General features: G+C 68.2%; 30 protein-coding genes. 13 read left to right on the top strand and 17 right to left on the bottom strand.

What is annotated here, in order from left to right:
- Position 1: 1 nt before the first annotated feature.
- Genes ABTV10_RS13725 through ABTV10_RS13705 form a run of 5 tightly spaced genes read right to left on the bottom strand, consistent with a single transcriptional unit; the run spans position 2 to position 3,174 of the window.
- Entirely contained in the window at positions 2 to 256 is a 255-nt protein-coding gene (locus ABTV10_RS13725; protein ID WP_499027720.1) for a gas vesicle protein GvpG, read from the bottom strand.
- A gap of 2 nt (positions 257 to 258) precedes the next feature.
- Positions 259 to 1,041 (bottom strand): GvpL/GvpF family gas vesicle protein, encoded by a 783-nt coding sequence (locus ABTV10_RS13720; protein ID WP_499027719.1) that lies wholly within the window; start codon positions 1,039 to 1,041, stop codon positions 259 to 261.
- Complete coding sequence (gene gvpJ, locus ABTV10_RS13715) at positions 1,038 to 1,424, bottom strand: gas vesicle protein GvpJ (protein ID WP_433604528.1); 387 nt, start codon at positions 1,422 to 1,424, stop codon at positions 1,038 to 1,040. The genes ABTV10_RS13720 and gvpJ overlap by 4 nt, the downstream gene beginning before the upstream one ends.
- A complete protein-coding gene (locus tag ABTV10_RS13710; protein WP_499027715.1) occupies positions 1,421 to 2,506 on the bottom strand; it encodes an SRPBCC family protein in 1,086 nt (361 codons plus the stop codon). The genes gvpJ and ABTV10_RS13710 overlap by 4 nt, the downstream gene beginning before the upstream one ends.
- A gap of 5 nt (positions 2,507 to 2,511) precedes the next feature.
- Positions 2,512 to 3,174, bottom strand: coding sequence for a hypothetical protein (locus ABTV10_RS13705; protein WP_499027714.1), 663 nt, complete (start codon positions 3,172 to 3,174; stop codon positions 2,512 to 2,514).
- A 231-nt stretch (positions 3,175 to 3,405) separates the two neighbouring features.
- Between ABTV10_RS13705 and ABTV10_RS13700 the strand changes: the two genes are divergently transcribed.
- Positions 3,406 to 3,663, top strand: coding sequence for a DUF6480 family protein (locus ABTV10_RS13700; RefSeq protein WP_499027712.1), 258 nt, complete (start codon positions 3,406 to 3,408; stop codon positions 3,661 to 3,663).
- Positions 3,664 to 3,933: 270 nt separating this feature from the next.
- Here the strand turns inward: ABTV10_RS13700 and ABTV10_RS13695 are convergent, their stop codons facing one another.
- Positions 3,934 to 4,107 carry a hypothetical protein gene (locus ABTV10_RS13695; RefSeq protein WP_499027710.1) on the bottom strand — a complete coding sequence of 58 codons (174 nt, stop codon included), beginning with the start codon at positions 4,105 to 4,107 and terminating at the stop codon, positions 3,934 to 3,936.
- Positions 4,108 to 4,227: 120 nt separating this feature from the next.
- Here ABTV10_RS13695 and ABTV10_RS13690 point away from each other — a divergent pair, with 120 nt between their 5' ends.
- Genes ABTV10_RS13690 through ABTV10_RS13670 form a run of 5 tightly spaced genes read left to right on the top strand, consistent with a single transcriptional unit; the run spans position 4,228 to position 9,181 of the window.
- Positions 4,228 to 4,803, top strand: a complete 576-nt coding sequence (locus tag ABTV10_RS13690) for a D-sedoheptulose-7-phosphate isomerase (protein WP_499027709.1) — start codon at positions 4,228 to 4,230, stop codon at positions 4,801 to 4,803.
- Positions 4,800 to 6,245 (top strand): PfkB family carbohydrate kinase, encoded by a 1,446-nt coding sequence (locus ABTV10_RS13685; RefSeq protein ID WP_499027707.1) that lies wholly within the window; start codon positions 4,800 to 4,802, stop codon positions 6,243 to 6,245. The genes ABTV10_RS13690 and ABTV10_RS13685 overlap by 4 nt, the downstream gene beginning before the upstream one ends.
- Positions 6,242 to 6,931, top strand: a complete 690-nt coding sequence (locus ABTV10_RS13680; RefSeq protein ID WP_499027705.1) for an SDR family oxidoreductase — start codon at positions 6,242 to 6,244, stop codon at positions 6,929 to 6,931. Before ABTV10_RS13685 ends, ABTV10_RS13680 begins: the two co-directional genes overlap by 4 nt.
- Positions 6,922 to 7,866 carry a glycosyltransferase family 9 protein gene (locus tag ABTV10_RS13675; RefSeq protein ID WP_499027704.1) on the top strand — a complete coding sequence of 315 codons (945 nt, stop codon included), beginning with the start codon at positions 6,922 to 6,924 and terminating at the stop codon, positions 7,864 to 7,866. The genes ABTV10_RS13680 and ABTV10_RS13675 overlap by 10 nt, the downstream gene beginning before the upstream one ends.
- Positions 7,859 to 9,181: a UDP-glucose dehydrogenase family protein gene (locus ABTV10_RS13670; protein WP_499027701.1), complete on the top strand. Its 1,323-nt coding sequence runs from the start codon at positions 7,859 to 7,861 to the stop codon at positions 9,179 to 9,181. Before ABTV10_RS13675 ends, ABTV10_RS13670 begins: the two co-directional genes overlap by 8 nt.
- Positions 9,182 to 9,199: 18 nt before the next feature.
- Here the strand turns inward: ABTV10_RS13670 and ABTV10_RS13665 are convergent, their stop codons facing one another.
- Positions 9,200 to 9,370, bottom strand: coding sequence for a hypothetical protein (locus ABTV10_RS13665; RefSeq protein WP_499027699.1), 171 nt, complete (start codon positions 9,368 to 9,370; stop codon positions 9,200 to 9,202).
- Between the two features lie 30 nt (positions 9,371 to 9,400).
- Positions 9,401 to 9,817 (bottom strand): hypothetical protein, encoded by a 417-nt coding sequence (locus tag ABTV10_RS13660; protein ID WP_499027697.1) that lies wholly within the window; start codon positions 9,815 to 9,817, stop codon positions 9,401 to 9,403.
- Positions 9,818 to 9,986: 169 nt separating this feature from the next.
- Between ABTV10_RS13660 and ABTV10_RS13655 the strand changes: the two genes are divergently transcribed.
- Entirely contained in the window at positions 9,987 to 10,466 is a 480-nt protein-coding gene (locus ABTV10_RS13655; protein WP_499027695.1) for a DUF4383 domain-containing protein, read from the top strand.
- Positions 10,467 to 10,483: 17 nt separating this feature from the next.
- On the opposite strand, the gene ABTV10_RS13650 is transcribed toward ABTV10_RS13655, so the two are convergent.
- The 5 genes from ABTV10_RS13650 to ABTV10_RS13630 all read right to left on the bottom strand — a co-directional run bounded on the left by ABTV10_RS13650 (position 10,484) and on the right by ABTV10_RS13630 (position 14,507).
- The gene (locus ABTV10_RS13650; RefSeq protein WP_499027693.1) at positions 10,484 to 11,551 is read right to left on the bottom strand and encodes an NAD-dependent epimerase/dehydratase family protein; all 1,068 of its coding nucleotides are present in this window, start codon (positions 11,549 to 11,551) and stop codon (positions 10,484 to 10,486) included.
- A 1-nt stretch (position 11,552) separates the two neighbouring features.
- The gene (locus ABTV10_RS13645) at positions 11,553 to 13,157 is read right to left on the bottom strand and encodes a phytoene desaturase family protein (protein ID WP_499027691.1); all 1,605 of its coding nucleotides are present in this window, start codon (positions 13,155 to 13,157) and stop codon (positions 11,553 to 11,555) included.
- 5 nt (positions 13,158 to 13,162) lie between these two features.
- Positions 13,163 to 13,636, bottom strand: coding sequence for an SRPBCC family protein (locus tag ABTV10_RS13640; protein WP_499027688.1), 474 nt, complete (start codon positions 13,634 to 13,636; stop codon positions 13,163 to 13,165).
- Positions 13,633 to 14,208, bottom strand: a complete 576-nt coding sequence (locus ABTV10_RS13635; RefSeq protein ID WP_499027687.1) for a hemerythrin domain-containing protein — start codon at positions 14,206 to 14,208, stop codon at positions 13,633 to 13,635. The genes ABTV10_RS13640 and ABTV10_RS13635 overlap by 4 nt, the downstream gene beginning before the upstream one ends.
- A 143-nt stretch (positions 14,209 to 14,351) precedes the next feature.
- Positions 14,352 to 14,507 (bottom strand): DUF6131 family protein, encoded by a 156-nt coding sequence (locus tag ABTV10_RS13630; protein ID WP_433604496.1) that lies wholly within the window; start codon positions 14,505 to 14,507, stop codon positions 14,352 to 14,354.
- 244 nt (positions 14,508 to 14,751) lie between these two features.
- Between ABTV10_RS13630 and ABTV10_RS13625 the strand changes: the two genes are divergently transcribed.
- Positions 14,752 to 15,240 carry a DUF6098 family protein gene (locus ABTV10_RS13625; RefSeq protein WP_499027684.1) on the top strand — a complete coding sequence of 163 codons (489 nt, stop codon included), beginning with the start codon at positions 14,752 to 14,754 and terminating at the stop codon, positions 15,238 to 15,240.
- 16 nt (positions 15,241 to 15,256) lie between these two features.
- On the opposite strand, the gene ABTV10_RS13620 is transcribed toward ABTV10_RS13625, so the two are convergent.
- A complete protein-coding gene (locus ABTV10_RS13620) occupies positions 15,257 to 16,309 on the bottom strand; it encodes an NAD-dependent epimerase/dehydratase family protein (RefSeq protein WP_499027682.1) in 1,053 nt (350 codons plus the stop codon).
- A 127-nt stretch (positions 16,310 to 16,436) separates the two neighbouring features.
- On the opposite strand from ABTV10_RS13620, the gene ABTV10_RS13615 reads away from it, so the two are divergent.
- Positions 16,437 to 16,616, top strand: a complete 180-nt coding sequence (locus ABTV10_RS13615; protein ID WP_280759359.1) for a tautomerase family protein — start codon at positions 16,437 to 16,439, stop codon at positions 16,614 to 16,616.
- Here ABTV10_RS13615 and ABTV10_RS13610 read toward each other — a convergent pair.
- The 3 genes from ABTV10_RS13610 to ABTV10_RS13600 form a co-directional block, all read right to left on the bottom strand.
- Positions 16,564 to 17,313, bottom strand: a complete 750-nt coding sequence (locus tag ABTV10_RS13610; protein WP_499027680.1) for a transglutaminase-like domain-containing protein — start codon at positions 17,311 to 17,313, stop codon at positions 16,564 to 16,566. The two genes, ABTV10_RS13615 and ABTV10_RS13610, sit on opposite strands and share 53 nt — an antisense overlap.
- Before the next feature lie 75 nt (positions 17,314 to 17,388).
- On the bottom strand, positions 17,389 to 17,979 hold the full coding sequence (locus ABTV10_RS13605) for a helix-turn-helix transcriptional regulator (RefSeq protein WP_499027677.1): 591 nt from the start codon (positions 17,977 to 17,979) through the stop codon (positions 17,389 to 17,391).
- A gap of 103 nt (positions 17,980 to 18,082) precedes the next feature.
- The gene (locus tag ABTV10_RS13600) at positions 18,083 to 18,688 is read right to left on the bottom strand and encodes a MarR family winged helix-turn-helix transcriptional regulator (protein WP_499027675.1); all 606 of its coding nucleotides are present in this window, start codon (positions 18,686 to 18,688) and stop codon (positions 18,083 to 18,085) included.
- A gap of 40 nt (positions 18,689 to 18,728) precedes the next feature.
- On the opposite strand from ABTV10_RS13600, the gene ABTV10_RS13595 reads away from it, so the two are divergent.
- The 4 genes from ABTV10_RS13595 to ABTV10_RS13580 all read left to right on the top strand — a co-directional run bounded on the left by ABTV10_RS13595 (position 18,729) and on the right by ABTV10_RS13580 (position 22,820).
- A complete protein-coding gene (locus ABTV10_RS13595) occupies positions 18,729 to 19,496 on the top strand; it encodes a dioxygenase family protein (RefSeq protein WP_499035180.1) in 768 nt (255 codons plus the stop codon).
- Positions 19,497 to 19,751: 255 nt separating this feature from the next.
- Entirely contained in the window at positions 19,752 to 20,393 is a 642-nt protein-coding gene (locus ABTV10_RS13590) for a PAS and ANTAR domain-containing protein (RefSeq protein WP_499027673.1), read from the top strand.
- Positions 20,394 to 20,503: 110 nt separating this feature from the next.
- On the top strand, positions 20,504 to 22,105 hold the full coding sequence (locus tag ABTV10_RS13585) for an anthranilate synthase component I (protein WP_499027671.1): 1,602 nt from the start codon (positions 20,504 to 20,506) through the stop codon (positions 22,103 to 22,105).
- The gene (locus ABTV10_RS13580) at positions 22,098 to 22,820 is read left to right on the top strand and encodes a TIGR02234 family membrane protein (RefSeq protein WP_499027669.1); all 723 of its coding nucleotides are present in this window, start codon (positions 22,098 to 22,100) and stop codon (positions 22,818 to 22,820) included. Before ABTV10_RS13585 ends, ABTV10_RS13580 begins: the two co-directional genes overlap by 8 nt.
- Positions 22,821 to 22,867 lie beyond the last annotated feature (47 nt).

Genomic DNA, 22,867 nt, shown 5'->3' with positions numbered 1-22,867 from the left:
CTCACTCCTGTCGATCGGCTTCGTCGGCACCCTTCCGGCGCGTCATCGAGTCGAGGATCTGTGCCTCTGCCTGCGCCGCCTCCTCATCGGACATCTGCCCCGAGGATCGGGCGTCGTCGACCGCTTCGAGGCGGCGCCGCAGGGCCGCCGGACTGTACAGTTCCTCCTCCACCTGTCGGCGGATGATCTCACCGATCCACACCACGCCCCGAACAGGTGCGAGAGGAAGCCCGAGGACGGCAGTGAAGATGCCCATGCTCAGGTCCCGGGGGTGCGGGTCTTCGTGAAGTCGTAGGCGGCAAGAGGTCCGAGGACCGTCAGTTCGACTCGATCCTGCCAATCCTGGGTGAGGCGCGCGACCGCCTTGTCGAGGGAGTCGATATCGTCCGTGGCAATCAGCACGGCCACGGAACCGGCATCCTCGTCGTCGGTCGCGTCCCGGACACGGACTTCCTTCGCCACCTGGCCGAGCGCCTCCACCAGCTGCTGCGTGTCATGGTCCCGTTTGGCGGCCAGCGCCTGGCTGACCCGCTCGCCGAGTGCCAGTCGTTCATCGCGCGTGACGTCCTCCGGTCGGTCCCGGATGGCTTCTCGGAGCCGGACGATCTCGTCGTCCTCGGACAGGATCTCGCGGAGGACGGAGTCCTCGATGTATCGGCCCTTCACCACGTACTCGACACGCCCCTCGAGCTGATTCAGTGCCTCGTGGAACTCGTCCCGGTACGGTTCCAGCAGCTCGGACACGACCGCGTCGGTGTCGGTCATCACCGCGCCGAACCTGAACGGAAGCACGGGTGCGACCATGGCGGTCGTGTCGAGAATCCTCGCGTGAGCCCGGAGATCCTCCGGTGTCCCCAGCTGCGCTTCCGGGTCGATCTCGCTGACGAGGGCGGCGATGTCGTCGAACGTGACGCTCGAAAGCGGGCGAGGGGGTGTGCCGACGCCGGTCACGTCCGGTTTCACCTCGACATCCGCCGGCACCAGTCCATAGACGTACACCGCTCCAGTGCGGTCGCCGTTCTCGGATTTCTGTTCTGTCATCGCTCGCTGCCTCGTCCTCGTGGCTGCTTCTCTCGGGCCTGCTCGACGCTGCCGAGGAAATCGGCCACTTTCTCGCCGGCCGCCTCGATCGCGCCCTTGGACTTCGACCGGGCGGCACCCTGGGTCATGTCTTCCACCATGTCCGGCAAACCCTTCGGTTCGGTGGCGGAGATCTCCAATCGGTTGACCGCCTCGGCGAAACGCAGATACGTATCGACGCTGGCGACCACGACCCGCGCGTCGACGGTGAGGATTTCGATGCCCACCAGAGACACTCGTACGTAGGCGTCGATGACCAGACCCTTGTCCAGAATCGTGTCGATCACGTCGGCGAGGCTGCCGGGATTCGGGCCGCCACCTCCACCTCCTTGCACCATGGTCATCGGTTCGCCTCCTGCTCCCGACGCCGCCTGCTCCGCGGCGCCGCCTCGTGTTCGTCGTCTTCGTCGTCCGACGCCCGCTCGTCATCAGGCGACTCGTCTTCCGCGTTCCCGCGGTCGCGATCCCGTTCCTCTTCCTCCGGGCCCTCTTCGTCCTCTTCTTCCGGTTCCTCGACCTCGTCCTGCTCCTCCTGCTCCTCCTGCTCCTCCTGCTCGTCGTCCGGTTCCTCGAGGTCCTCCTGCTCGTCCTGCTCTTCCAGTTCCTCGGGCGGCACGACCCTACTGTCGTGGATTTCCCCGTGCCACCCCTCGACGTCATCCGGGTGCAGCACCGTTTGCAGCATGACGTGACGTTGAAAGTGCTTGAGCTCCAGTCTTATCCGTCGGCCTTGGGCCCGCCAGATGTTGCCGGTCTTCTCGAAGAAGCCCTGTGGGTGGTACTCGATGATCACCAGAACCCGCGTCAGGCCGGGTGTGAGTTCGTGGAAGGTGACGGCCCCGTCGAGGTAGCCCTTGGCTCCCTTGGACCGCCACACGATGCGTTCGTCGGGAACCTGCTCGAGGATCGTCGACTCCCACGAACGATGCGACCAGAAGACTTGCGCCTTCCACTGCAGTTTCTCGTCCGAGACCTGCTCGACCTGTTCTAGTTTCTTCATGAATCCGGGAAAATCGGTGAACTGTGTCCACTGGTCGTACACCAGGTCGAGCGGAGCCCCGATGTCGATCTGTTCCACGATGTTGACGAACTTGCGGCCCTTGCCCTTTCCCTTGCCTTTACCTCCCGTCAGCGCCTCCTTGAGGTCACGTCCCTTCTCCTTGATCTTGCCGGTGACGCCCGACCACCCCGCCTTCATCGCGACCTTCGCCGGAGATTCACCCTGTGCCAGCCCCGTCACCGCGGTGGCGAGCCCCCCGTGTCCGCCGCCCTCGGTGAACTCGTCGAGGTGCCCGACCGTCGACGCGACGGTGTCGGTCAGGGACTTGACGCCCTTCTCGGTGACTGCGCCGACGAGGTGCTTGAGCGAGTCCTTGAGTAGGTCTGCACCGCCGGTCGGCGTCTTTTCTTCCTGGGTCGTGGACACGCCATTCACCTCCCGGTCCGGCGAACCGGTGCGTCGTCCGCCGTGGCAGCTCGCGCACTCGTCCGTGTCTTCTTCGGTTGGTCGGTCTTCGATTGGGCGGCCTTGCGTGTTCGCGGCGTGCCACGGGAAGAAGTGGATCGCGTCCGAGGCGATGTGCTTCGGCGCCGGGGTGCCTCGGCATGCTCGGTCGTGTCGTGCTCGGTGGTGTCCTTGTCCTCCTGATCGCGCGCGGTTTCCTCTTCTTGTGTGCTGCTCTCGTCGGGCTCGGATTCTTCGGTGTCCTCGTGCTCCTCCTCGGGTGCAAGCAAGCCCGTCAGTCCTTTGGTCACGCCCTCGGCCCCTTTGGTCACGCCCTCGGTCGATTTGGCCAGATCCTCGGTCGTTCCTTCGATCCGATTCGTCAGGGCGTCGATCCGGTTGCTCGCTGCTGCGATCGCGGCGTTCTTGGCGGCGTCGGCCAGTTCGCCGCGCACGCTCTCCACGAGCTTCGAGACCTCCCCGGAATCGCCGAGCCGTTTGACGCCCTCACGTACCAATTCCCGTGAACTGCTCGGAAGTCGACCGGTTGCTCCCGCGCCGGCGAGCATCAGTGCTGCCTTCATCTTGCGCGTGCGGCCGAGGAAGTAGCCGGCCGCCACGGCGAGGGCGACGCGCGTGCCACCTTTCATGACCGTCGTCTCCTCTGTGGGTGGTGGACGGGTCTCCGGGACCCCGCCGGTCCGGATCGACGCCGACTCACGGGTTGGTTAGCCCGCCCCGCGCAGCGGCAAACACGAAATGGAGGAAAAGTCGGAAGGGTGAGCTGGGTGGCTGCCCATGCACGCATCGGGACGCGTTCCGATGACGAATGACCGACGGGCGATCGGGGTACCCCCACGTCACATCGTTAGGAGGTCGACATGACGGATCCAGGAGTGCCGCACGGACCCGACCCAGAACCGCGGGACACGCCCGACCTCGAGCCCGGTGGGGGCGTGCCTACCGGATCCACACCGCCGGCATCGGGAGGGACGCACGGAGTGACCGAGCACGAGCCGGACACCCGGGGCCACTTTCCCGCGACCGGTGTGGCGACGATCGTCATCGTCGCCGCCATCGTCGTGGTGTTCCTCGTGGTCGTCGTGGGGCTCGTCCTGATGGCGGTCGGGGTCTGGTGACCGCCGAGCCTCAGGACGCCTCTCGTACGTCGGCGGAGGCGGATACGGATCCTGGCGTAGAAGCCGTGCGAGGTGACCGGCGTTCGCCGCCAGTGTCGAGTTCGCGGACGTGACGGTTGGGCCCGCCCCGTCCTCGTTCCCGACCACCGCGACCTTGCCGAAACAGCACCGGGCGTCCGCTGTCGTCGGTCTCGGAGAGTTCGGCGTCGAGGCGTTCGAGAACCCGTTTCGCGACGCTGGACATCTGCCCCATCCAGGTCGGCGTCGAGATCAACAGAATGTCGGCGGCCGTGCGATGTTGTGGTCGACCGCCCGGACCATCTGGCCGTGCACCCCCTGCTTGCCCAGTTCGTCGAGCACCTGCCGTGCGAGCAGCTCGCTGCTCGACGGTGTCGGAGGTCGTTCGAGTGTGCAGACGAAGGCCAGTGCTGTCGGTTCGGTCATGCCCGGCGCATACCCCCTCCCTCGACTTCACGCCTGCGACGCAATCCGCAAGGTCGGTGTTTGAGGGCACCGCCTGCGGGTAGTTCGACACAGTCGGACACCGAGACGGAGGCGTGCACCATGCCGGTAGAACATCTCGACGACCACACGGCCCAGCTGCATGCGGCGCTCGACGGCGTGGTCGGATCCGCGCTCCGGGTCGAGCGGTGGGGCCGGCACCTGGCGGACGTGCTCTCCGCCGGTGCCCGGCTGTTGACATGCGGCAACGGCGGCAGCGCTGCCGAAGCTCAGCACCTGACCGGGGAACTGGTCGGGCGTTTCGAGGGGGAGCGAATGCCTCTGTCCGCGATCGCGCTGCACGCCGAGACGTCTTCTGCTACGGCGATCGTGAACGACTACGGCATCGACGAGATGTTCGCCAGACAGGTTCGCGCGCACGGCAGGGCCGGCGACGTCCTGCTGTGCCTGTCCACGAGCGGGCGCAGCCCCAACGTGCTGACCGCCGCGAAGTCGGCCCACGAGATGGGCGTGACGACGTGGGCGCTCACCGGACCGCAGCCCAATCCGCTCGCGTCGCTGTGCGACGACGCCATTGCCGTCGACGCCCCGAGGGTCTCGACGGTCCAGGAGGTTCACCTGGTCCTGGTGCATGCGCTGTGCGCCGAGATCGACACGGCCTTGGGATTCGTGTCGTGACGCGGGTCGTCGTCGTGGGCGATTCTCTGCTCGATGTGGATCTCGAGGGACACGTCGAGCGGCTCTCCCCGGAGGCGCCGGTACCGGTGTTCGACACCGATTGCCTCCGGGTGCGACCCGGCGGCGCCGCGCTCGCCGCCGTGCTCGCGGCACGCGAGGTCGACGACGTGGTGCTCGTGTCCGGAATCGGCAGCGACACGGACGGGCGACGACTCGCAGCGATCGCCGCCGAGCGCTGTACCGTCGTCCCACTCGAGCTCGTCGGGACGACCGTCACCAAGACCAGGGTTCGTACGGACGTCCAGCATCTGTTGCGGATCGACGCCGGGGACGGGGTCACGGAGCACACGCCGATTTCGGCGAGCGCCCGACGCGCTTTCGACGGCGCCGACGCGATCGTCGTTGCCGACTACGGGCGCGGCACGACGTTCCATCCCGGGATCCGCCGGCTGCTTGCGGGTTGCGCCCGTGACATCCCGATCGTGTGGGACCCGCATCCACGTGGGTCGGCACCGACGGCTGGCGCGACCCTCGTGACTCCCAACCTGCGCGAAGCGTACGCGGCACTCGGGGCGGCCGACACGCCCGCCGCCGCGGAGGCCGGCCGGCGCCTCGTCACGCGCTGGCACGTCCGAGCCGTGGCGGTGACGCAGGGACCCGCCGGCGCCACACTCGTCCAGGACGGTCACTCGGCGCGGTCGGTGCCGGTGCCGGAGCGCCCGTCGAGCCTGCGGACGAGTCGCTTGGACACCTGTGGCGCCGGTGATCGATTCGCCGCGGCAGCGGCCGCGGCGCTCGCGAAGAGCTCGTCGCTCGGCGACGCCGTCGTCGCGGCCGTGGATCACGCGTCGCGCTTCGTCTCCGCCGGGGGTGCGGGTGCGATGGCCACAGCCGATCGCACCGATCGCCCGCACCGACACCGGCTCCGGCACACCCCCACCGACGCATGCGAATTCGCTGCACGGGTGCATCGCGACGGTGGTCGGGTGGTGGCGACCGGCGGGTGTTTCGACGTGGTGCACCCGGGCCATCTCCGGTTGCTCCACGAGGCGGCGAGTTTCGGCGACGCATTGATCGTCTGCCTGAATTCCGATGCCTCCGTCAGGCGGTTGAAGGGTCCCGGTCGACCAGTGCTGGGGCAGGAGGCGCGCGCCGACATGCTCCGTCAACTGGATGCGGTCGATGCCGTTGTCGTCTTCGACGAGGAAATGCCGGTCCGTGTGCTGGATCGGTTGCGGCCCGACGTGTGGGTCAAGGGTGGCGACTACGACCCGGAGGACCTTCCCGAGGCGGGTGTGGTGACGAAGTACGGAGGAGAGGTCCGGGTGGTTCCGACCTTCGGTGACTACTCCACGACGAACGTCGTCGCCGCAATCCGGTCGGGATCGGAGTCGAACCGCGACAGCTCAGGTGAATCCGTGAGGGAAGGGAAGGACTCGTGACGGACATAGGCAATGTGTTGATCTCCGGGGGAGCGTCGGGATTGGGCGCCGCCACCGCGGCGGCCGTCGCGAAGGCCGGTGGGACGCCACTGGTACTCGACCTCGCGGTGCCCGATACGGACTGTGCCCATCGCATCGTCGACATCGCCGACCGCGCCGCCGTCGTCGATGCGACGGCCGAACTCGTCGGAAGTGAGGGTGGTCGCCTCGACGGGGTTTTCACCGCCGCCGGAATCGACTGTTGTGGGCGGTTGGATCAGGTACCGGCGACCGAGTGGGAACGGGTCATCGCCGTCGATCTCCTCGGCACCGTCGCCGTCGTGCGGGCGGCCATGCCCTACCTGAAAAGTCCCTCGGGACGCATCGTCACCTGCGCTTCGACGCTGGGCCTGAAGGCGGTCGGCGACGCCACCGCATACTGTGCCTCCAAGTTCGGTGTCGTCGGTTTCACCCGGGCCCTCGCTGTCGAAACGGCGGGGCAATACGGCGTCACGCTTCTGATTCCCGGGGGAATGGACACGGCGTTCTTCGACGGACGCAGCAAGCAGTACCGTCCACCCCCGGACGCGCACCTGAACCGACCCGAGGACGTGGCCTCCACGGTGGTGTTCGCGTTGAGCCAGCCCACCGGTTGCGAGATCCGTGAAATGGTCGTCTGCTCGTCGGAAGAGTCGTCGTGGCCCTGACCGACGTGCTGGTTCTCCGGGCGCTCGGCGTCGGTGACCTGCTCACTGCCGTCCCGGCCCTTCGTGCCCTCCGGCGCGAATTCCGCGGCGCGCGAATGCGATTGGCGGCGTCGGCCGAACTGCGGGACTTGGTCGAACTGATCGGCGGAATCGACGACATCCTGCCCACCGCCGGTCTCGCCGCGATGGAACCGTGCGGTCGGCGCCCGGACCTCGCAGTGAACTGTCACGGGCGCGGGCCGCAGAGCACGGCGCTGCTGCGCCGGACCGACCCGGCCACCTTGTGGTGCCACCGCGATCCCGACATCGGTGCGGCCGGGCCGGAATGGGACACCGAACTCCATGAAGTGGACCGCTGGTGCAGGCTCGTCCGATATCACGGGCTCACCGCCGATCCCACCGATCTGCGAATCGCAGCGCCCCGGACCGCGCCGGTCGAGGCGGCGATCGTGGTTCATCCGGGCGCGGCGAGCGCGGCGAGACGGTGGCCGGCCGACCGCTTCGCGGCGGTGATCCGGGAACTGGCCGTCCGCTTCCCCGGACCCGTCGTGGTCACCGGCGGCCCCGGCGAACACGGACTCGTCGAGCAGGTGTGTGGCCGCGTGGGAACGGACGTCGCGGTCCTGCGCGCCGTCCCCTGTCGACTGCGCGAGATGGTAGCCCTCGTCGCCCGCGCTCGACTGGTGATCTGCGGCGACACCGGAACAGCTCACGTGGCCACAGCCGTGGCGACCCCGTCGGTCGTGTTGTTCGGGCCCACTCCGCCGCACGGGTGGGGCCCGCGCATCGACGAGCCACTGCACACCGTCCTGTGGGCCGGACGGTGCGGTGATCCGCACGGCGATCGACTCGACCCCGGTCTCGCGGACATCGTTGCGGAACAAGTCCTTTCGGCGGCAAGCGCTCAGTTGGAAGGACGGACGAGCCATGTCTGACATGGTCGGGGTGATCGGCGCGGGCTACGTGGGACTCACGACGGCCGCGTGTCTGGCGCACCTGGGGCACATCGTGCGATGCGTGGACAACGACACCGCGCGCGTGGCCCGACTCGCGCGAGGCATCGTCGACATCAGGGAGCCGCAGCTGCCCGACCTCGTGCTGAACGCGTCGAGAGCGGGGCGGTTGCGGTTCGACACGCAGCTCGACACCGTCGCCGAATGCGGCGTCGTGGTGCTGTGCCTGCCGACGCCGGCGGGACCGGACGGAGCGCCCGACCTCGGTGCGGTGACGTCGGTGGCCACGGCCGTCGCGCAGACGAGCGTGCATCCGGTCGTATTGGGCCTGAAGTCGACGGTTCCGCCCGGAAGTGCGCGGTCACTGCAGACCTCCCTGGCGGACCACTCGATCGACGTGGTGAGCAATCCCGAGTTCCTGCGTGAGGGCAGATCGGTGGAGGACTTCCTCGGCCCGGATCGCATCGTGGTGGGCGGCGAGAACGGCACGGCGGTGGACACCATCGCCGACCTGTACCGGGAGCTCCAGGCTCCGATCTTCAGAACGGACTGGGCCAGCGCCGAACTCGCGAAGTATGCCTGCAACGGCTTCCTGGCTCTGAAGGCGTCGTACACCAACGAGTTGGCCGATCTCTGCGAGGCCGCCGGGGCCGACGTCACGGACGTCACCGCGGTGATGGCGGCGGACGCCCGCATCGGTGGCGCGTTCCTGTCGCCCGGACCGGGCTGGGGCGGCTCGTGCCTGCCGAAGGACACGCGCGGACTGCTCGACACTGCAGGCCGCGTCGGCACCCGATTGGACACCGTCGAGGCGGCAGTGGAGTCGAACATCCACCATCGGCGGCGCCTCGTCGACCGCATCGCCGAGGCGCTCACCGGCGACCGCAACGGCTCACTTCGCGGGCATCGCGTCGGGGTGCTGGGCCTGACCTTCAAAGCAGGAACCGACGATCTGCGAGACTCGCCGGCCGTCGCCGTGGTCGAGGACCTCTGTGCTCGGGGGGCGACCGTTACTGCCTACGATCCCGCGTGCGGCACACGGCGTGCCCTCGGTGCCCTCGGTTCCCTCGCCGTCGACAGCGCCCCCGGCTTCCACGTGGTCGACGATCCGATCCAGGCGGCCAAGAGTGCCTCGGCGATCGTCGTGCTCACCGAGTGGCCGGAGTTCCGCTCGGTGGACTGGAAGGCCGCAGTTCACGAAGTGGACCGGGCGCTCGTCGTCGACGCACGCAACGTGCTCGATCCGGCGACGCTGGTCGCTTCCGGATTCTCCTACCGGGGGATCGGCCGGCCCTGACGATTCCGTCCGGTCGTGTCACGAGTGACGGTGTCTGCGCTCGCGGTGCACGTCGTTCATCTGTCGGGTCTTTCCTTCGGCGGTTCCCGCATCGCTCGGCGGCGCGGCACCCCGGCGTTTGCGAAGCCACCACCGAAGGTTCACCGCGGCCACCAGCACCACCAGCGCGATGATGACGAGAACTTCCATCGCCTCTCCTCTGCGAAGGGCCGCTCGGGACTACTCTTCGTCCGGGTGCGTCGTCTCGCGCGGATGGTCTTCACCCCGCTGGGTCCCGGGATGATGAGCCGGCCCGACGCCCTCGTCGGACGACGACGGCTTCCCGTGCTCGACAGCACTCCGCTGGGCCTCTCCGCCGGCATCGGGCTTTCCGGCGCGGGCACGCATGTGCTCCTCGGACTTGGCTTCCTTCTGGCGGCCCTCGTAGGGGGGCGCCACTGCTTCGTCCGAGCCACCCGATTCATCGGGGGGCACCCATCCGGGTTCGCCGGAAGAGACCATCGACTCCTCCTCGAACGCGCCCTCTTGGCGGTGCTCACCGGCACTCGGCGCTTTCGCTCCGGTGTCACGCGACCCCGGCTCACCACGCTCCGACTGTGGTTCCTCTTCGAGATGTTCGCCTGGTTCCTGGGTCATGACCGACTCCTCGATCTCGTCGACGGACGTACCGCGTTGTCGCTTGCGTACCCAATACCGTCGACGCCTACACCCACCGCACGGACACTCACGACCATCGCGGTTATCGGCGGCGACGTGTGGGTACTTCGAGACACAAGGTGATTTCCGAACCGAAAAGAGATGGGACATGTCCAGCGATACGACGGGGCCGGTGACAGGCCGGAAACGCTCGGCTACCGAAATCGTCGCCCTCGTCTTCGGAGTCGTCTTCCTCGTGGTCGGGATACTCGGCTTCATTCCCGGCATCACGACGGACTACGACACGATGACGTGGGGCGGTCATCTTTCGGATGCGAAACTGCTCGGCATCTTCGAGGTCTCGGTGGTGCACAATCTCGTGCACATCGCGTTCGGCGTGGTCGGTATCCTGATGGCGCGGAGAATCGATCTCGCCCGCATCTACCTGATCGCCGGCGGCGTCGTCTACTTCGCGGTCTGGATGTACGGTCTCACGATCAACCACGACGACGCCGCCAACTTTCTTCCGGTCAACGACGCCGACAACTGGCTGCACCTGGGTCTGGCGGTGGCGATGATCGTCATCGGCGGAGTCCTGCCTCCGCTCGAGACGCGAAACGCCGAGCAGCCGTCCCAGCGGATGGACTGACGCGACCGCCCGGACGGTCAGGGGGGCTTCCGGGCGGCGACGCCGCCGCGGCGGACGGCCATGGAGAGTCGTTCGACGAATGACCTGGTCTCGAGAACAGGGCTGGCGGTACCGGCGCGGTCGAGCATCCCCTCCACGAGTTCGCGTACGACGTCGGGACCGTCGGTGCGCGCGGACCACCCGAGTTCGTCGTGCACCCGCGTGCAGTTCAGCAGTGGCGTCGAGTACGCGAGGTCGATCCACCCGCCGTCCACCGGTTGGATGTGCAGCCGCCAGGTGGTGTGCGCAAGCGCCCGCAGTGTCGAGGCGCGGAAGTCGATGCCGGTGGACCGGAGGATCTCGAGAATGTCCTTGCTGCTCGCCGGGGTTTCGGCCGCCAGATTGTAGGCCCGCGACCGGCGCTCGCCGACGGCACGTGCGACCGCGTCGGCCACGTCGTCCGCGTGGACCGCGGGGACGCAGAGGCTTTCGTCGATCGGCACGAGCGGCAGAAGATGCAGTGCCCGGTCCGGGATCCAATCGGGAAGCACGTAGCGGAGCAATTGATTCCCGGCCTCGTACTGTCCGATCAAGCCGGGCCGGAGGATGGTGACCGACGGCGTCGAACCCGACGAGACGTGCGACCGGACCGTCCGTTCCGCCGACACCTTGTCCTGGCTGTAGGCCGACGCCTCGACCCCGTGAGCGGGCCACGACTCGTCGACCCGGCACCCGTATCCGCCGGGCGAGTACACCGCCGAGGAGGACATGTGGACGAGATGCGGGACGTGGCACTCCGCTGCCGCGCGGAGCACGGCGTGCGTTCCCCCCACCCCGGTCGCTCTCAGGTACTCGCGACGGTGGGTCGGTTGGAAGCCCCAGGCCAGATGCACCACCGCGTCCGCCCGCGTGAACGGTAACCGCAGTCGTTCGGCGGCATCGGCTGCGGCGAGATCCACGATGTGCCAGGCGACCCCCGCATACGGTGGCACATCGGGCGGCCGACGTCGCACGATGCCGATGATGTCGTGGTTGGTGCCGTCCTGAAGCCGGCGTAGTACAGCGGTACCGAGATTGCCGGACGCTCCGGTGACAGCGATACGCATGTCACGCTCGACTTTCGGTGCCCCACACCCGGTCGGCGAGCGTGCGGACGAGTCGGCGTCGAGCAAGGGCACGCATGCCCCGGTCGCCGAGCGCGGCCCGCGCGGCATTCAGTCCGCACACCCCGTGTACGCCACCGCCCGGATGAGCGGACGCACTGGCCAGGAAGAGGTTTCGGACGGGTGTCTCCGCCCTGGACAGGCCCGGTATCGGGCGGAAAATCAACTGCTGGTGCAATTGCGCCGTACCGCCGTTCACTGCCCCGCCGACGAGGTTGGCGTCGGCACGCTCGAGATCCGACGGGCGCTGCACGATCCGTGAGATCACCCGTGCGCCGAAACCGGGAGCGAACAGCTCCAGTTGTGCGTCCATCCGTTCACCGAGCTTCTCCGCGCTCGCGTCGTCCACGACGCCCCTCGGAAGGTGGGTGTACGCCCACGCGCTTTCCGTGCCGGGCGGGGAGCGTGACACGTCGGCTGTCGTCATCTGCCCGAACAGCAGGAAGGGTCGTTCGGGGATTTCCCCGCTTGCCAGGCACGCCTGCCATGCCGACAGGCTCGCGGAGTCGCCACCGACATGCACGGTGCCGACGGTGCTCAGGTTGGCCGCGTTCCACGGAACGCGTTCCCGCAAAGCATAATTCACCTTGACAACCGGTGTGTCCCACTCGAAATGCGAGATCGCGGACAACACGCTCGCCGGTAGCGTATCCGGGGGCAGTAGCCGTTCGTAGAGTGCGGGCGCGGAGACGTCGGCCAGCACGGCGCGACGCGCCTGGACCGTGGTGCCGTCCGCCAATCGAACGCCGGTCGCGGTTCCTGCTCGCACCGTCACCGCATCGACGCGGCGGCTGCACTCCACTCTGCCGCCCACCGACTCGAGGCGCCTGACCAACGCCGCCGTGAACGCGCCGGCGCCGCCGACCGGCACCGGGAAGCCCACCTCCTGGGCGAGCATCCCCAGCAGGAAGCCCATCGCGCCGCTGATCGGTGCGTCCGGCGGTGCGTCCGCGTGCAGCGCATTGCCGAGCAGAAGCACCCGTGCCGCCTCGCTCTCGAAGGACTCGTGCCCCATACGGTCGGCCGGCAGCAACAGGAATCGGACGAGTTTCAGGGTCTCCGCCGATCCGAGTTCGCGCAGCAGGGACGCCGGACCCCGAACGGGTGGAAAGGGACCGAAGAGTGTTTCGAGCAGCGGGTCCCGAATGCGCTGCCAGATTCGGTACAGGGCCGACCACCGTGCTCCCTCGCCAGGCAGGTATCGATCGAGACCGTCCGCGGTGGCGTCGACGTCGGCACGAATCGTCGGGGCGTCGCGGTCGTCCGGGGTCAACGGGTGCCCGACCGGACTCGGCGCTCTACTCCACCGCAGGCCGTGTGCGCCCAGGTCGAGTGGCGCCAGGGCAGGAGAGGCGGCCGCGAGCGGGTAGAAGGCACTGAAAAGATCGGATCGATATCCCGGGTGGAGTTCGGCTGACCGCACAGCGCCGCCCGGCGTCTCCTGCTCCTCGAGGACGAGCACGTCCCACCCGTGGTCGGCCAGCACTGTCGCGCCGACCAACCCGTTGGGGCCGGCTCCGATCACTATCGCGTCAGCGCTGGGTGTCATCCCGGCTACCTTGTCCCCGAGCCCTTTCCGGTCGGCCCCGGTGCAGCGGGTCCTTCGGCCAGCAGCGCGAGCCGGCGCACGCACTCACGGTTGCGAGGCAGGGCGGCGAGCTCGATCAGTGGTTGCGGAAACCACGACGCCGGGCGCGCGGCGAGATTTTCGCCCATGTCGATCACGCTTCCTTCCCCGTCGGGATGCACATGCAGCTCGATGCGGGCCCGGCCGAACATCTTTGCGCGGGCGACCAGGGTCAGCGATCGACCGGGGACGGATTCGGCGACCTCTGTGTGGTCGTCGAGAAGGAACGGCCACAACCCGACCGAGTGGTGAATTCGCGATCCGGGTGCCGGCCAGTTCGGGTCCACCGCACGCATGCGCGACGCCCCCACCACCCACGACGGATACTTCCATCCGTCGCAGAGCACGTCCCAGACCCGGTCGGGGGACGCCGCCGTCTCTCGACGCGCTGCGAATCTCACCGCTCGGTGCCTCGGTGGCTGACCGCGTCCCGCATGCGGTCGAGTAGCCCGGTGACGGGGCCGAGGATCAGATCACCTGGAGGTTCGTCCGGAGCGGACGGATGCGGCCGGGTCGGCGCCAACTTCTTGACGGATTCCACCTTGCGGCCGAGCTCGACGAGTTCGTCCGGACTGAAGATGCTCCGCATGTGCGGGAAGATCTCCGATTCCTCCTCCTGGACATGTTCGCGGATCTCGTGCATCAACAGCGCCAGCTCCGCGTCGAACTGGGGATCGTCCGGAGCGAGGCCTTCCAGGCGCTTCATAGTCTCCTCGGCCTCCGCGTGTTCGTGCTTCGCACGTTCGGCCTCGGTGTTGCTGACCTTCCGCTTCACTGCCGGATACACCTCGGCCTCCTCCGCGACCGAGTGCTTCACCAACTCCATGACGGCCTGGTCGACCAGGTCCTTTCGTCGTGTTCGAGCGGCCTCCCCGCCCGACTCGTCGATCCCTTCGAGTTCGGCGAACATTCTTTCGACATTGCGATGATCGGCGGTCAACACGTCGATCACATCACGTTGCTCTTGTGCCATCAATGACCTCCTCGAGTCCGCAATGGGTTGTCCCGCGGCTGTATACCCGGGATTCGGACATTCCATGCGTGCGAGCCGAGACGTCGGCGTCTCGGCTCGAATCCGGTGAGCGCGCTCACCCCATCCCTGCGGCGAGGCCGGAGCTAGTACCAGTAACGTCGGCCACCGACCGCGCGTCCGCTCGCACCGAGCAGAGCAAGGATCGCGCCGACCACGACCAACACGATTCCGATGACCCAGATGATCGAAATTCCTGTCAGAAACCCCACGATCAACAAGATCAGTCCCAAGACGATCACGATCGCACCTCACCTTCGGTTGCCGCGGAAGCAGGCGACTCCCGTCCGCCACTCGGTGTGAGTTCCCCAGGGCGCCGAGGTGAAACGTGCGCGCGGGCGGAGTCGACAGCTCGTCGAGAGCCGAATGGTCGATTCGAGGCCGATCCCGGTCCGAACTCGCCGCGACGTGTGTACACCGACACCCGCGTGGGTACCCACCACTCACAGTTTCGATCCCTCACGGCAGCCAGGACGGGGTTCATTCGTGGTGACGTATACGCGCGACGCTCTCGAGTCGAGGGCACTCGAGTCGGGGGACCCCGGTCGGCCGATCGAACGGGAGCTCCCGTTCATCACCACGTTGGCCGAACTGACAGTGCTGAGCGCGTCGACGCAGGGCATTCTTCTCCGATACTCGACAGGCCCGGACGCGGACACGGCCGACTGCAGAAGCCGGGATTGCGAGTCGGGTGTCGTCATGCCGGGAATTTCGGTGACCGCACTGACTCCGGAGGCGTGGTGGCCACGTCCCGCCGAGGAGTGGATTGCTCGACGCATCGGGAAGTACGCCGCACTCGGTCGCGACCCGGAGCGCTTCGCGTGGCTCCTCACCGGTACCGTCGTCGGCCACGGGCCGGACCACGAGCCGTTGGTGGCGCAGATTCGTCCCCTCGCCCGCCTGCATCCGGATGTTCTCGAGGAGGCGCGGCGACTGTACGAGGAACGCTTCGTCGGTGGCGGCGACCCACGCTGAGTCGCGTCCTCCTTCGTCACTGACGCTGTCCTGCCCCAGTCGCCATTTCGTGGACCCGGTCCGGCGCGAGCGGCGCCGTCGACATGCCTGCGCCGTCGCGCAATCCGCCGAGGAACGTCTCCAGCGTTTCGTGGGGGGTGAATCGCGGGTGCCAACCGAGTTCGGTACTCGCCCGCGTGCTGTCCATGAGGGGCAACTGGACAACCGTGTCGAGCAACCCGGGGGAGGCGGGTGCCACGCGAAGATGCCATGCAGCCCACGTTGCGGCACGTAATGCGCGTCGTGGCAGCCGAATTCCGCGAGCGTCGAAGAACTCGGCCAGCGCCGGACCGTCCACCGGTGGCATCGTCGAGAGGTTGAACGCGCCGCGTACCGGTCGGATGACTGCCTGAGTGAACGCCGCGGCAGCGTCGCTTGTGTGCAGGACTTGGGCGTTGAGGTCGGCGACGAGCGGAACGACCGGAACGAGATTGCGGCGCAGCAGCCGGCCCGGGGCCAGCGGACCGATGAACAGTCGGCGTTGTTCGGTCGCGGATTCGCGTTTGAACAGGAAGCACGGCCGCATCCGCACCACCCGTATGTCCGGATTGCGAAGCTCGAACGCGTCGAGCCACCGTTCGAGGTAGGCCTTCTCCCGCGGATAGGCGGCTCCGGGCCACCCGTGGGTGGGCCAGTCCTCCGTCACCGCGCGGTCCGACGGCCCGGGGGAGTAGGCGGCAACCGACGACGAGTAGACGAGCGCCGGCACCTGCTCGTCGGCGACCGCCTCGAACAGTCGAATGGCGCCCAGGACATTGTTGTTCCAGGTGACCTCCGGCTTGTGTGTGGGCTGGAACAGCCAGGCCAGGTGGACGACGACATCGGCACCGCGGACGATCTCGCGCAGATCGTCCACGGCCGTATCGGCGACCCGGAATGTGGTTTTCGGGTAGGTGAGCTCCGTCGGACGGCGGGCTACGCCGACGATCTCCGACACCCGTGCCTCGGCGCTCAGTGCCTCGACGAGACTGGTGCCGACGTTACCCGTCGCGCCTATGACGACGACCCGAAGCTCCCGATCGGAATCCATTGTTGGGCCCTCACTTCCGCCTACCGGTGATCACGAGTGCTGGTACGGGAGTGCCCCGAGGCGGGCGGGATAAACCGCAGCCGGTCGCATCGACCTCGCCGCGAACGTGATTTGGCACAATGCCCGCATGCCACTCATCCAGATCAGCCAGACGCCCGGACTGACCGCAGAGCAGAAGCGGGCCACCATCGCGGCCGTCACCAAGGCGTACGCCGAAGCCACCGGCAAGAACGCGTCGTCGGTGTGGGTCACCATCACCGAGGTCCCCCGGGAACACTGGGGCGTCGGCGGCGAGCCGCTCGGGTGATCGCGCAACCGCGGATCGAGGCGACCTTCCGGTTCATCACGTGCCGCAGCAGCCGCCGGAACAAGAAGCTCCGCACCCCGGTGAGGTTCGTCCCGTGCCGTGCGTAGAAGGCGTCCGGATCGTCGTACGTACCGAGGTCGCCGTTCACTCCGGTCTTCTGGATCGCGGTGTCGGCGCCGGTCCATGCAACCGGTGGATCGCCGATGTCGTCGGTGCCCGCGCCGTACCCGAGAAGCGGGCCGCCCGACGCGACCGCGTTGCGTAGTCCTTTCAGGTAGTCGGCGTCGAGGATGACGCCTTCCAGATCGACCCACCGGTCGTCGAACCGCACCTCGGCCCAGCTGTGCAGAATGCTCCGCGGCGCCAGACGGTAGAGAACTCCCTCGACGACGCCCTTCTGCAGACGCTTGTCGATGGTGGCCCCGTGGAACCGACACGGCACCTCGACGGCCCTCAGCAGAGCCATCACGAGCGTGGTCTTGGTGTTGCACTGGCCGTATCCGTCTGTCAGCACCTGGGAGGCCGCCAGTGAGTCGGATGCGTTGTACCCGAAGCTGATCTCATCCCTGACAAAGTCGTACACCGCGCCGATGCGGGTCCCGTACGGCAGATCCCGCCAGCCGCGTTCCGCGACCAGCGCCTGAACACGAGCGTGGTCGTAGTCGAGGATGGGGGTGGGCTGCAGGTAAGTGTCCATGAGCCGAAGGTATGCGGACCTGGCGCCGACAGGCTTGAACGTTGCGGCTGACCTTCCCTCCGAGACAGCGTCGGGTCAGGAGGTGCTCTCCGGCCACACGTCGCGGTCGACGGTCATGCCGAGGAGGGCCGAGGGGCTCAGGCCGAAATTGTTCTTGAACACTCGGCTCAGGTGCGAGGAGTCGCTGAACCCGGCCGTCACTGCGGCCCGGGTCAGGTTGTCGCCGAACGTCACTCGCTCGGCCACGGTCCGCAGACGGACCCACAGGACGTAGCGCCGGAACGGGATGCCCACCTCCCGCGTGAACCGGTGGGTCAAACGGGAGGGCGAAATGTGGGCGGCGGCGGCCGCGCCCGCGAGCGTGGGCTGTGAACCGCCGTCCCGCTCCAGATACCGCAGCGCCGCGCGCACCGGATCGGAAAGTCGAGCGGACTCCCGCGGCCCGTCCGGGGCGGTGGCCCCGATCAGGCTGTCGATGACGGAGACGGCGTCCACGTCGTCGGCGTGCTGGGTGGCGACACGCTCGAGGACCTCCTCGAACTCCTGGCCGAGGCGGTGTTCTCCGACGAGTCCGAGTCCACGACCGCGCGGGCCGAACGGCTCGTCCAGCGAGATCAGCACCTGCACGGCATGGTGCGCGGAGAGCCGCGTCGCCGCCGGTGCCACGGTAGAGAACCGCCCCGGGTGTCAGCGTGAGCATGCCGTCCCACCCCGAGCGTGCCCGCACGGTCGTCTCCACCGACATGGCAGCCATCGTCGGCCGACCCGTCTAGGCCTTGCCGGTGCCTGCGGCGATGCCCTTGTCGAGCTGCGTGAGCATCGCCGCGCCGAGCTCGGACAGCTGGACCACCTGATCGTCGTCGAGTCCCTCGAACACCAGAGCCTGCACCGTCGCGACGTGTCCGGGCGCGGCCTCGACCACCTTGGCGTACCCCTCGTCGGTCAGGACGGCGAACGCTCCGCGCGTTCCCGCCACGGTCTCGCGCCGCGCCCAGCCGCGCTTCTCCAACCGCGTGACGACGTGCGACAGGCGCGAGAGCGACGCGTTGGCCTGGCATGCGAGTTCCGACAGCCGCAATCGGCGGTCCGGCGTCTCGGAGAGCACTGCGAGCACGAAGTACTCGAAGTGGGTCAGTTCGGAATCGCGCTGCAACTGGGTGTCGAGTGCTGCCGGCAGCCGGGTCACGAGGGCGACGAGCGTCCGCCACGCCTCTTGCTGGGCTCCGGTGAGCCACGTGGTCTCGGTGCTGTCCTGCGCGCCCATCGGGTCGTTCTCCGATCGCTGAGAGTCGGTGTTCAGGTACCAGCGTGTCAAAGCCGTGTCGCCGCCGCGGTGCCGGGGAACAGTCGCACTGTCGGGAGCGTTGACTCCCATGCTAACTTGAAGCTTCAACAAAGGAGTTCATGTGAGTGACATGCCGGCGATCTTTCTCAGCCACGGCGCGCCGCCGCTGGTCGACAGCGAGCGGTGGGTCGCCGAGCTGTCCCGGTGGTCCGCGGACCTGCCCCGCCCCAAGGCCATCCTCGTGGTCTCGGCGCACTGGGAGTCGGCGCCGCTGACGATCGGCGCCACCGAGACGGGAACCCCGCTGGTCTACGACTTCGGCGGATTCCCGCGGCGCTTCTACGAGGTCACGTATCGCTCGCCCGGCGCGCCCGAACTCGCTCGTCAGGTGGCGGCGCTGATGCCCGACGACGAGCCGGTGTATCAGGACCGTCGCCGCGGACTGGACCACGGCGCGTACGTGCCGCTGACCGTCATGTATCCCGACGCCGACGTGCCGGTGCTGCAGATCTCGATGCCCACCCTCGACCCGCAGCGGCTGCTCGACCTGGGGCGCCGCCTGCGCCCGCTGCGTGAGCAGGGAGTGCTGATCATCGGTTCGGGCTTCACCACGCACGGGCTGCCGTTCCTGCGCGACCCCTCACCCAACGCCGCGGCTCCGGGGTGGTCGGCGGAATTCGACGCGTGGGCGGGGGAGCGGCTCGCGGCCGGTGACGTCGACGCCCTGATCGACTTCCGAAACGAGGCGCCGGGAATGCCGTACGCGCATCCGACGATCGAGCACTTCGCACCGCTCTTCGTCACCCTGGGGGCGTCGAGCAACCCCGAGCAGGCGGCGCGGCAGGTGATCGACGGGTTCTGGATGGGTCTGGCGAAGCGGTCGATCCAGGTCCACTGACGGACATCCGATGGGGGCGTTACGCGACTGTGTCGTCAGCGAATCGACGACCCCGCACAATCGGTTGTCGCGATGCGTACGCTCGGCGGTGCGGCCTCGGCCACACTGCCGGACCGCGGTCCACCGCAGTGCCGAGTGCTTCGAACGCGGTCGGAAGGTGGGCATCGAGCGGCACCGCGCCCTGAAAACTGCGCGGTGCCGTTGTGGTGTGCCGTTTTCGTGTCGACGTCGGTCGAACGGTGCAAGACTTGACAGGTGGCGGCGTCCAGCGACGACTTCCGGGTCCTGATGTCCGGACGGCTCGAGCGGGTCGGGAGCTTCCGCTTCTACTTCGACGGTGAGCGGTGGGAGTGGTCGGACGCGGTTGCCCGCATGCACGGCTACGAGCCCGGTGAGGTCGTCCCCACCACCGCGCTGCTGCTCCGCCACAAGCACCCCGACGACCGCGAAGGTGTGGCGGATCTGCTGCGGCGGGTACTGCTGGACGGCGAGCCGTTCAGCAGCAGGCATCGGATCATCGACACCACCGGCAACGTCCATCACGTCGTGGTCGTCGGTCAACGCGTCATGACCGGTGGGCGCGCGGTCGGGACGTCGGGCTTCTACGTCGACGTCACCAATTCGGTCCGCCACGACATCGACCGCGCCATCACCGAGAACCTCCCCGAACTGGTCGAGGCCCGCGCTGTCATCGAGCAGGCGAAGGGCGCGCTGATGGTGGTCTACGGCATCGATGTCGATCGCGCGTTCGACGTCCTCGTCTGGCGGTCTCAGGACCTGAATGTCAAACTCCACGTGGTGGCCGACGAGTTGGTCGCTGCGCTCCCGACCGCCATCGACATTCCCAACAGTGTGCGAAGCGTGTTCGATCGCATCGTGCTCAACTCGGGCGAGTAGCCGATCCGGTCGCCCGACGGGCGGATCCACGGCCTATCCCCATTGCTGCGGCGCCGCCGTTGGGGACCCGTGGCCGCGGCGGCGATCGGTCCCCCTGGGATGATGGGTGCATGCGCGGCGAGTCCACCACCATCCCAGCAGCAACCTCGGCGTCCCCCGGCGGGCCGGCACCCCACGATTCGACGACCACCCGCGAGCAGTTCCGCGCGCTGGCGGCCGAGCATCGCGTGGTCCCCGTCATCCGAAAGGTGCTGGCGGACGCCGAGACCCCGCTGTCGGCGTACACCAAGCTGGCCGGCAGCCGTCCCGGCACCTTCCTGCTGGAATCGGCGGAGAACGGGCGTTCGTGGTCGCGCTGGTCTTTCATCGGCGCGGGCAGTCCCGCCGCGCTGACCGTCCGGGACGGCGAGGCCGCCTGGTTCGGCAGTGTTCCGGCGGGTGCCCCGTCCGGCGGCGACCCGCTGGTCGCGCTCGGCCACACGCTGGAACTGCTGCGCACCGAGCGTCTACCCGACCTTCCGCCGCTCACCGGCGGCATGGTCGGTTTCCTCGGCTACGACGCCGTCCGCCGCATCGAGCGTCTGCCCAGTCACGCGGTCGACGACCTCCAGATCCCCGAGATGGTGATGCTGCTCGCGACCGATCTCGCCGCGGTCGACCATCACGAGGGCGCAATCACGCTCATCGCCAACGCGGTCAACTGGGACGGCTCGGACGAACGGGTCGACGAGGCCTACGACGATGCCGTGGCCCGACTGGACCGGATGACCGACGCGCTCGCCGCGCCCGCGCCGTCGACCGTGTCGACGTTCGCCCGGATCCAGCCCGCCTACCGGCGACAGCGCACCACCGAGAGCTTCGGGATGGATGTGCGGCGGTTGATCGGCGAGATCGAGGCCGGGGAAGCGTTCCAGGTCGTGCTGTCGCAGCGTTTCGAGATGGACTGCGCCGCAGAACCGATCGACGTCTATCGGATGCTGCGGGCGTCGAACCCGAGCCCGTACATGTACCTGGTGCAGGTGCCCGGCGAGGACGGGCGAACTGCCTTCTCGATCGTCGGGTCGAGCCCGGAATCGCTCGTCACGGTGAAGGACGGCGTCGCGACGACGCACCCGATCGCGGGTACGCGGTGGCGCGGCGCCACCGAGGAGGACGACATCCTGCTCGAGAAGGACCTGCTCGCCGACGAGAAGGAGAACTCCGAGCACCTGATGCTCGTGGATCTCGGACGCAACGACCTAGGGCGGGTGTGTGAGCCGGGTACCGTGAAGGTGCACGACTACCGGCACATCGAGCGCTACAGCCACGTGATGCACCTGGTCTCGACGGTGACCGGTCGCCTCGCCGAGGGCCGGCACGCCCTCGACGCCGTGACGGCCTGCTTCCCGGCCGGCACGCTGTCGGGCGCCCCGAAGGTGCGCGCGATGGAGCTGATCGACGAACTGGAGCCGACCCGGCGCGGGATCTACGGCGGCATCGTCGGCTACCTGGACTTCGCGGGAGACGCCGACACGGCGATCGCGATCCGCACGGCGCTGATCAAGGGCGGCACCGCGTACGTACAGGCCGGTGCCGGTGTGGTTGCGGACTCGGATCCCGTCTACGAGGACACCGAGGCCAGAAACAAGGCGATGGCAGTGCTGAGCGCCATCGCGGCAGCGCAGACGTTGCGGCCCTTCGGAGGCCGCCCGGAGGTGAACAGCGGTGAGTGAGAACAGGACCGGCGGCCGTCGTGCCGTCGGGATCGCGGCGCTGTTGCTCGCGGTGGCGGCGGTGTGCCTGTGGGGCGCGTCGCGCATGACCTGGGTGACGGTCACGTCGTCGGACGGACTGGGTGAGGATCGCGTCACGAACCTCGACGGCGGCACGTGGGCGGCCGCGACGACGCCGCTGGCGCTGGTCCTCGTCGCCGCGATCGCCGCCGCGTTCGCGGTGCGCGGCTGGATGGTTCGGGTCCTCGGGGTCCTCGTCGCGGTCGTCGCGGTTGTCGCCGCAATACCCGCGATCGGCCTGCTGACGGGTGGGGCATCGGACGAGCGCGCCGCGGACATCGCCGGCTTCGACCGGGTCGGAACCCAGGTGACGGCCACCGACGTGTCGACCGCGCCGGCGCTGCTGGTGCTGCTCGGTTCGGTCGTGGCGCTCGCCGCGGCGGTCATGCTGATCCGCAAACCGGCTGCGGCCGGGGGACTCTCGTCGAAGTACGACAGCCCGGCGGCCCGCCGGGAGGCCGCAGCGAAGCGTGGGGCCGAGCGCGAGAAGCCGGAACAGCAGACCCAGCGCATGCTGTGGGACGCGCTCGACGCGGGGGAGGACCCCACGGTCGACGGCGCAGACGAGGGTTCGACCAGCGGTGGGCCCAGCCCGCGGGCGAACGATGTGAGCAAGGACACCGGCCCGGCGGGTACCCGCCCGGAGGGCGAATAACCGCGACCTCTAGGCTGAGTCAAGATCCGATGAGGTTCCTCACATCG

The organism is Paraburkholderia sp. RHO2 (assembly GCF_050955445.1).
In the GTDB taxonomy this organism is placed as follows: domain Bacteria; phylum Actinomycetota; class Actinomycetes; order Mycobacteriales; family Mycobacteriaceae; genus Prescottella; species Prescottella agglutinans_A.
This window is presented reverse-complemented; position numbering and strand designations above follow the sequence as displayed.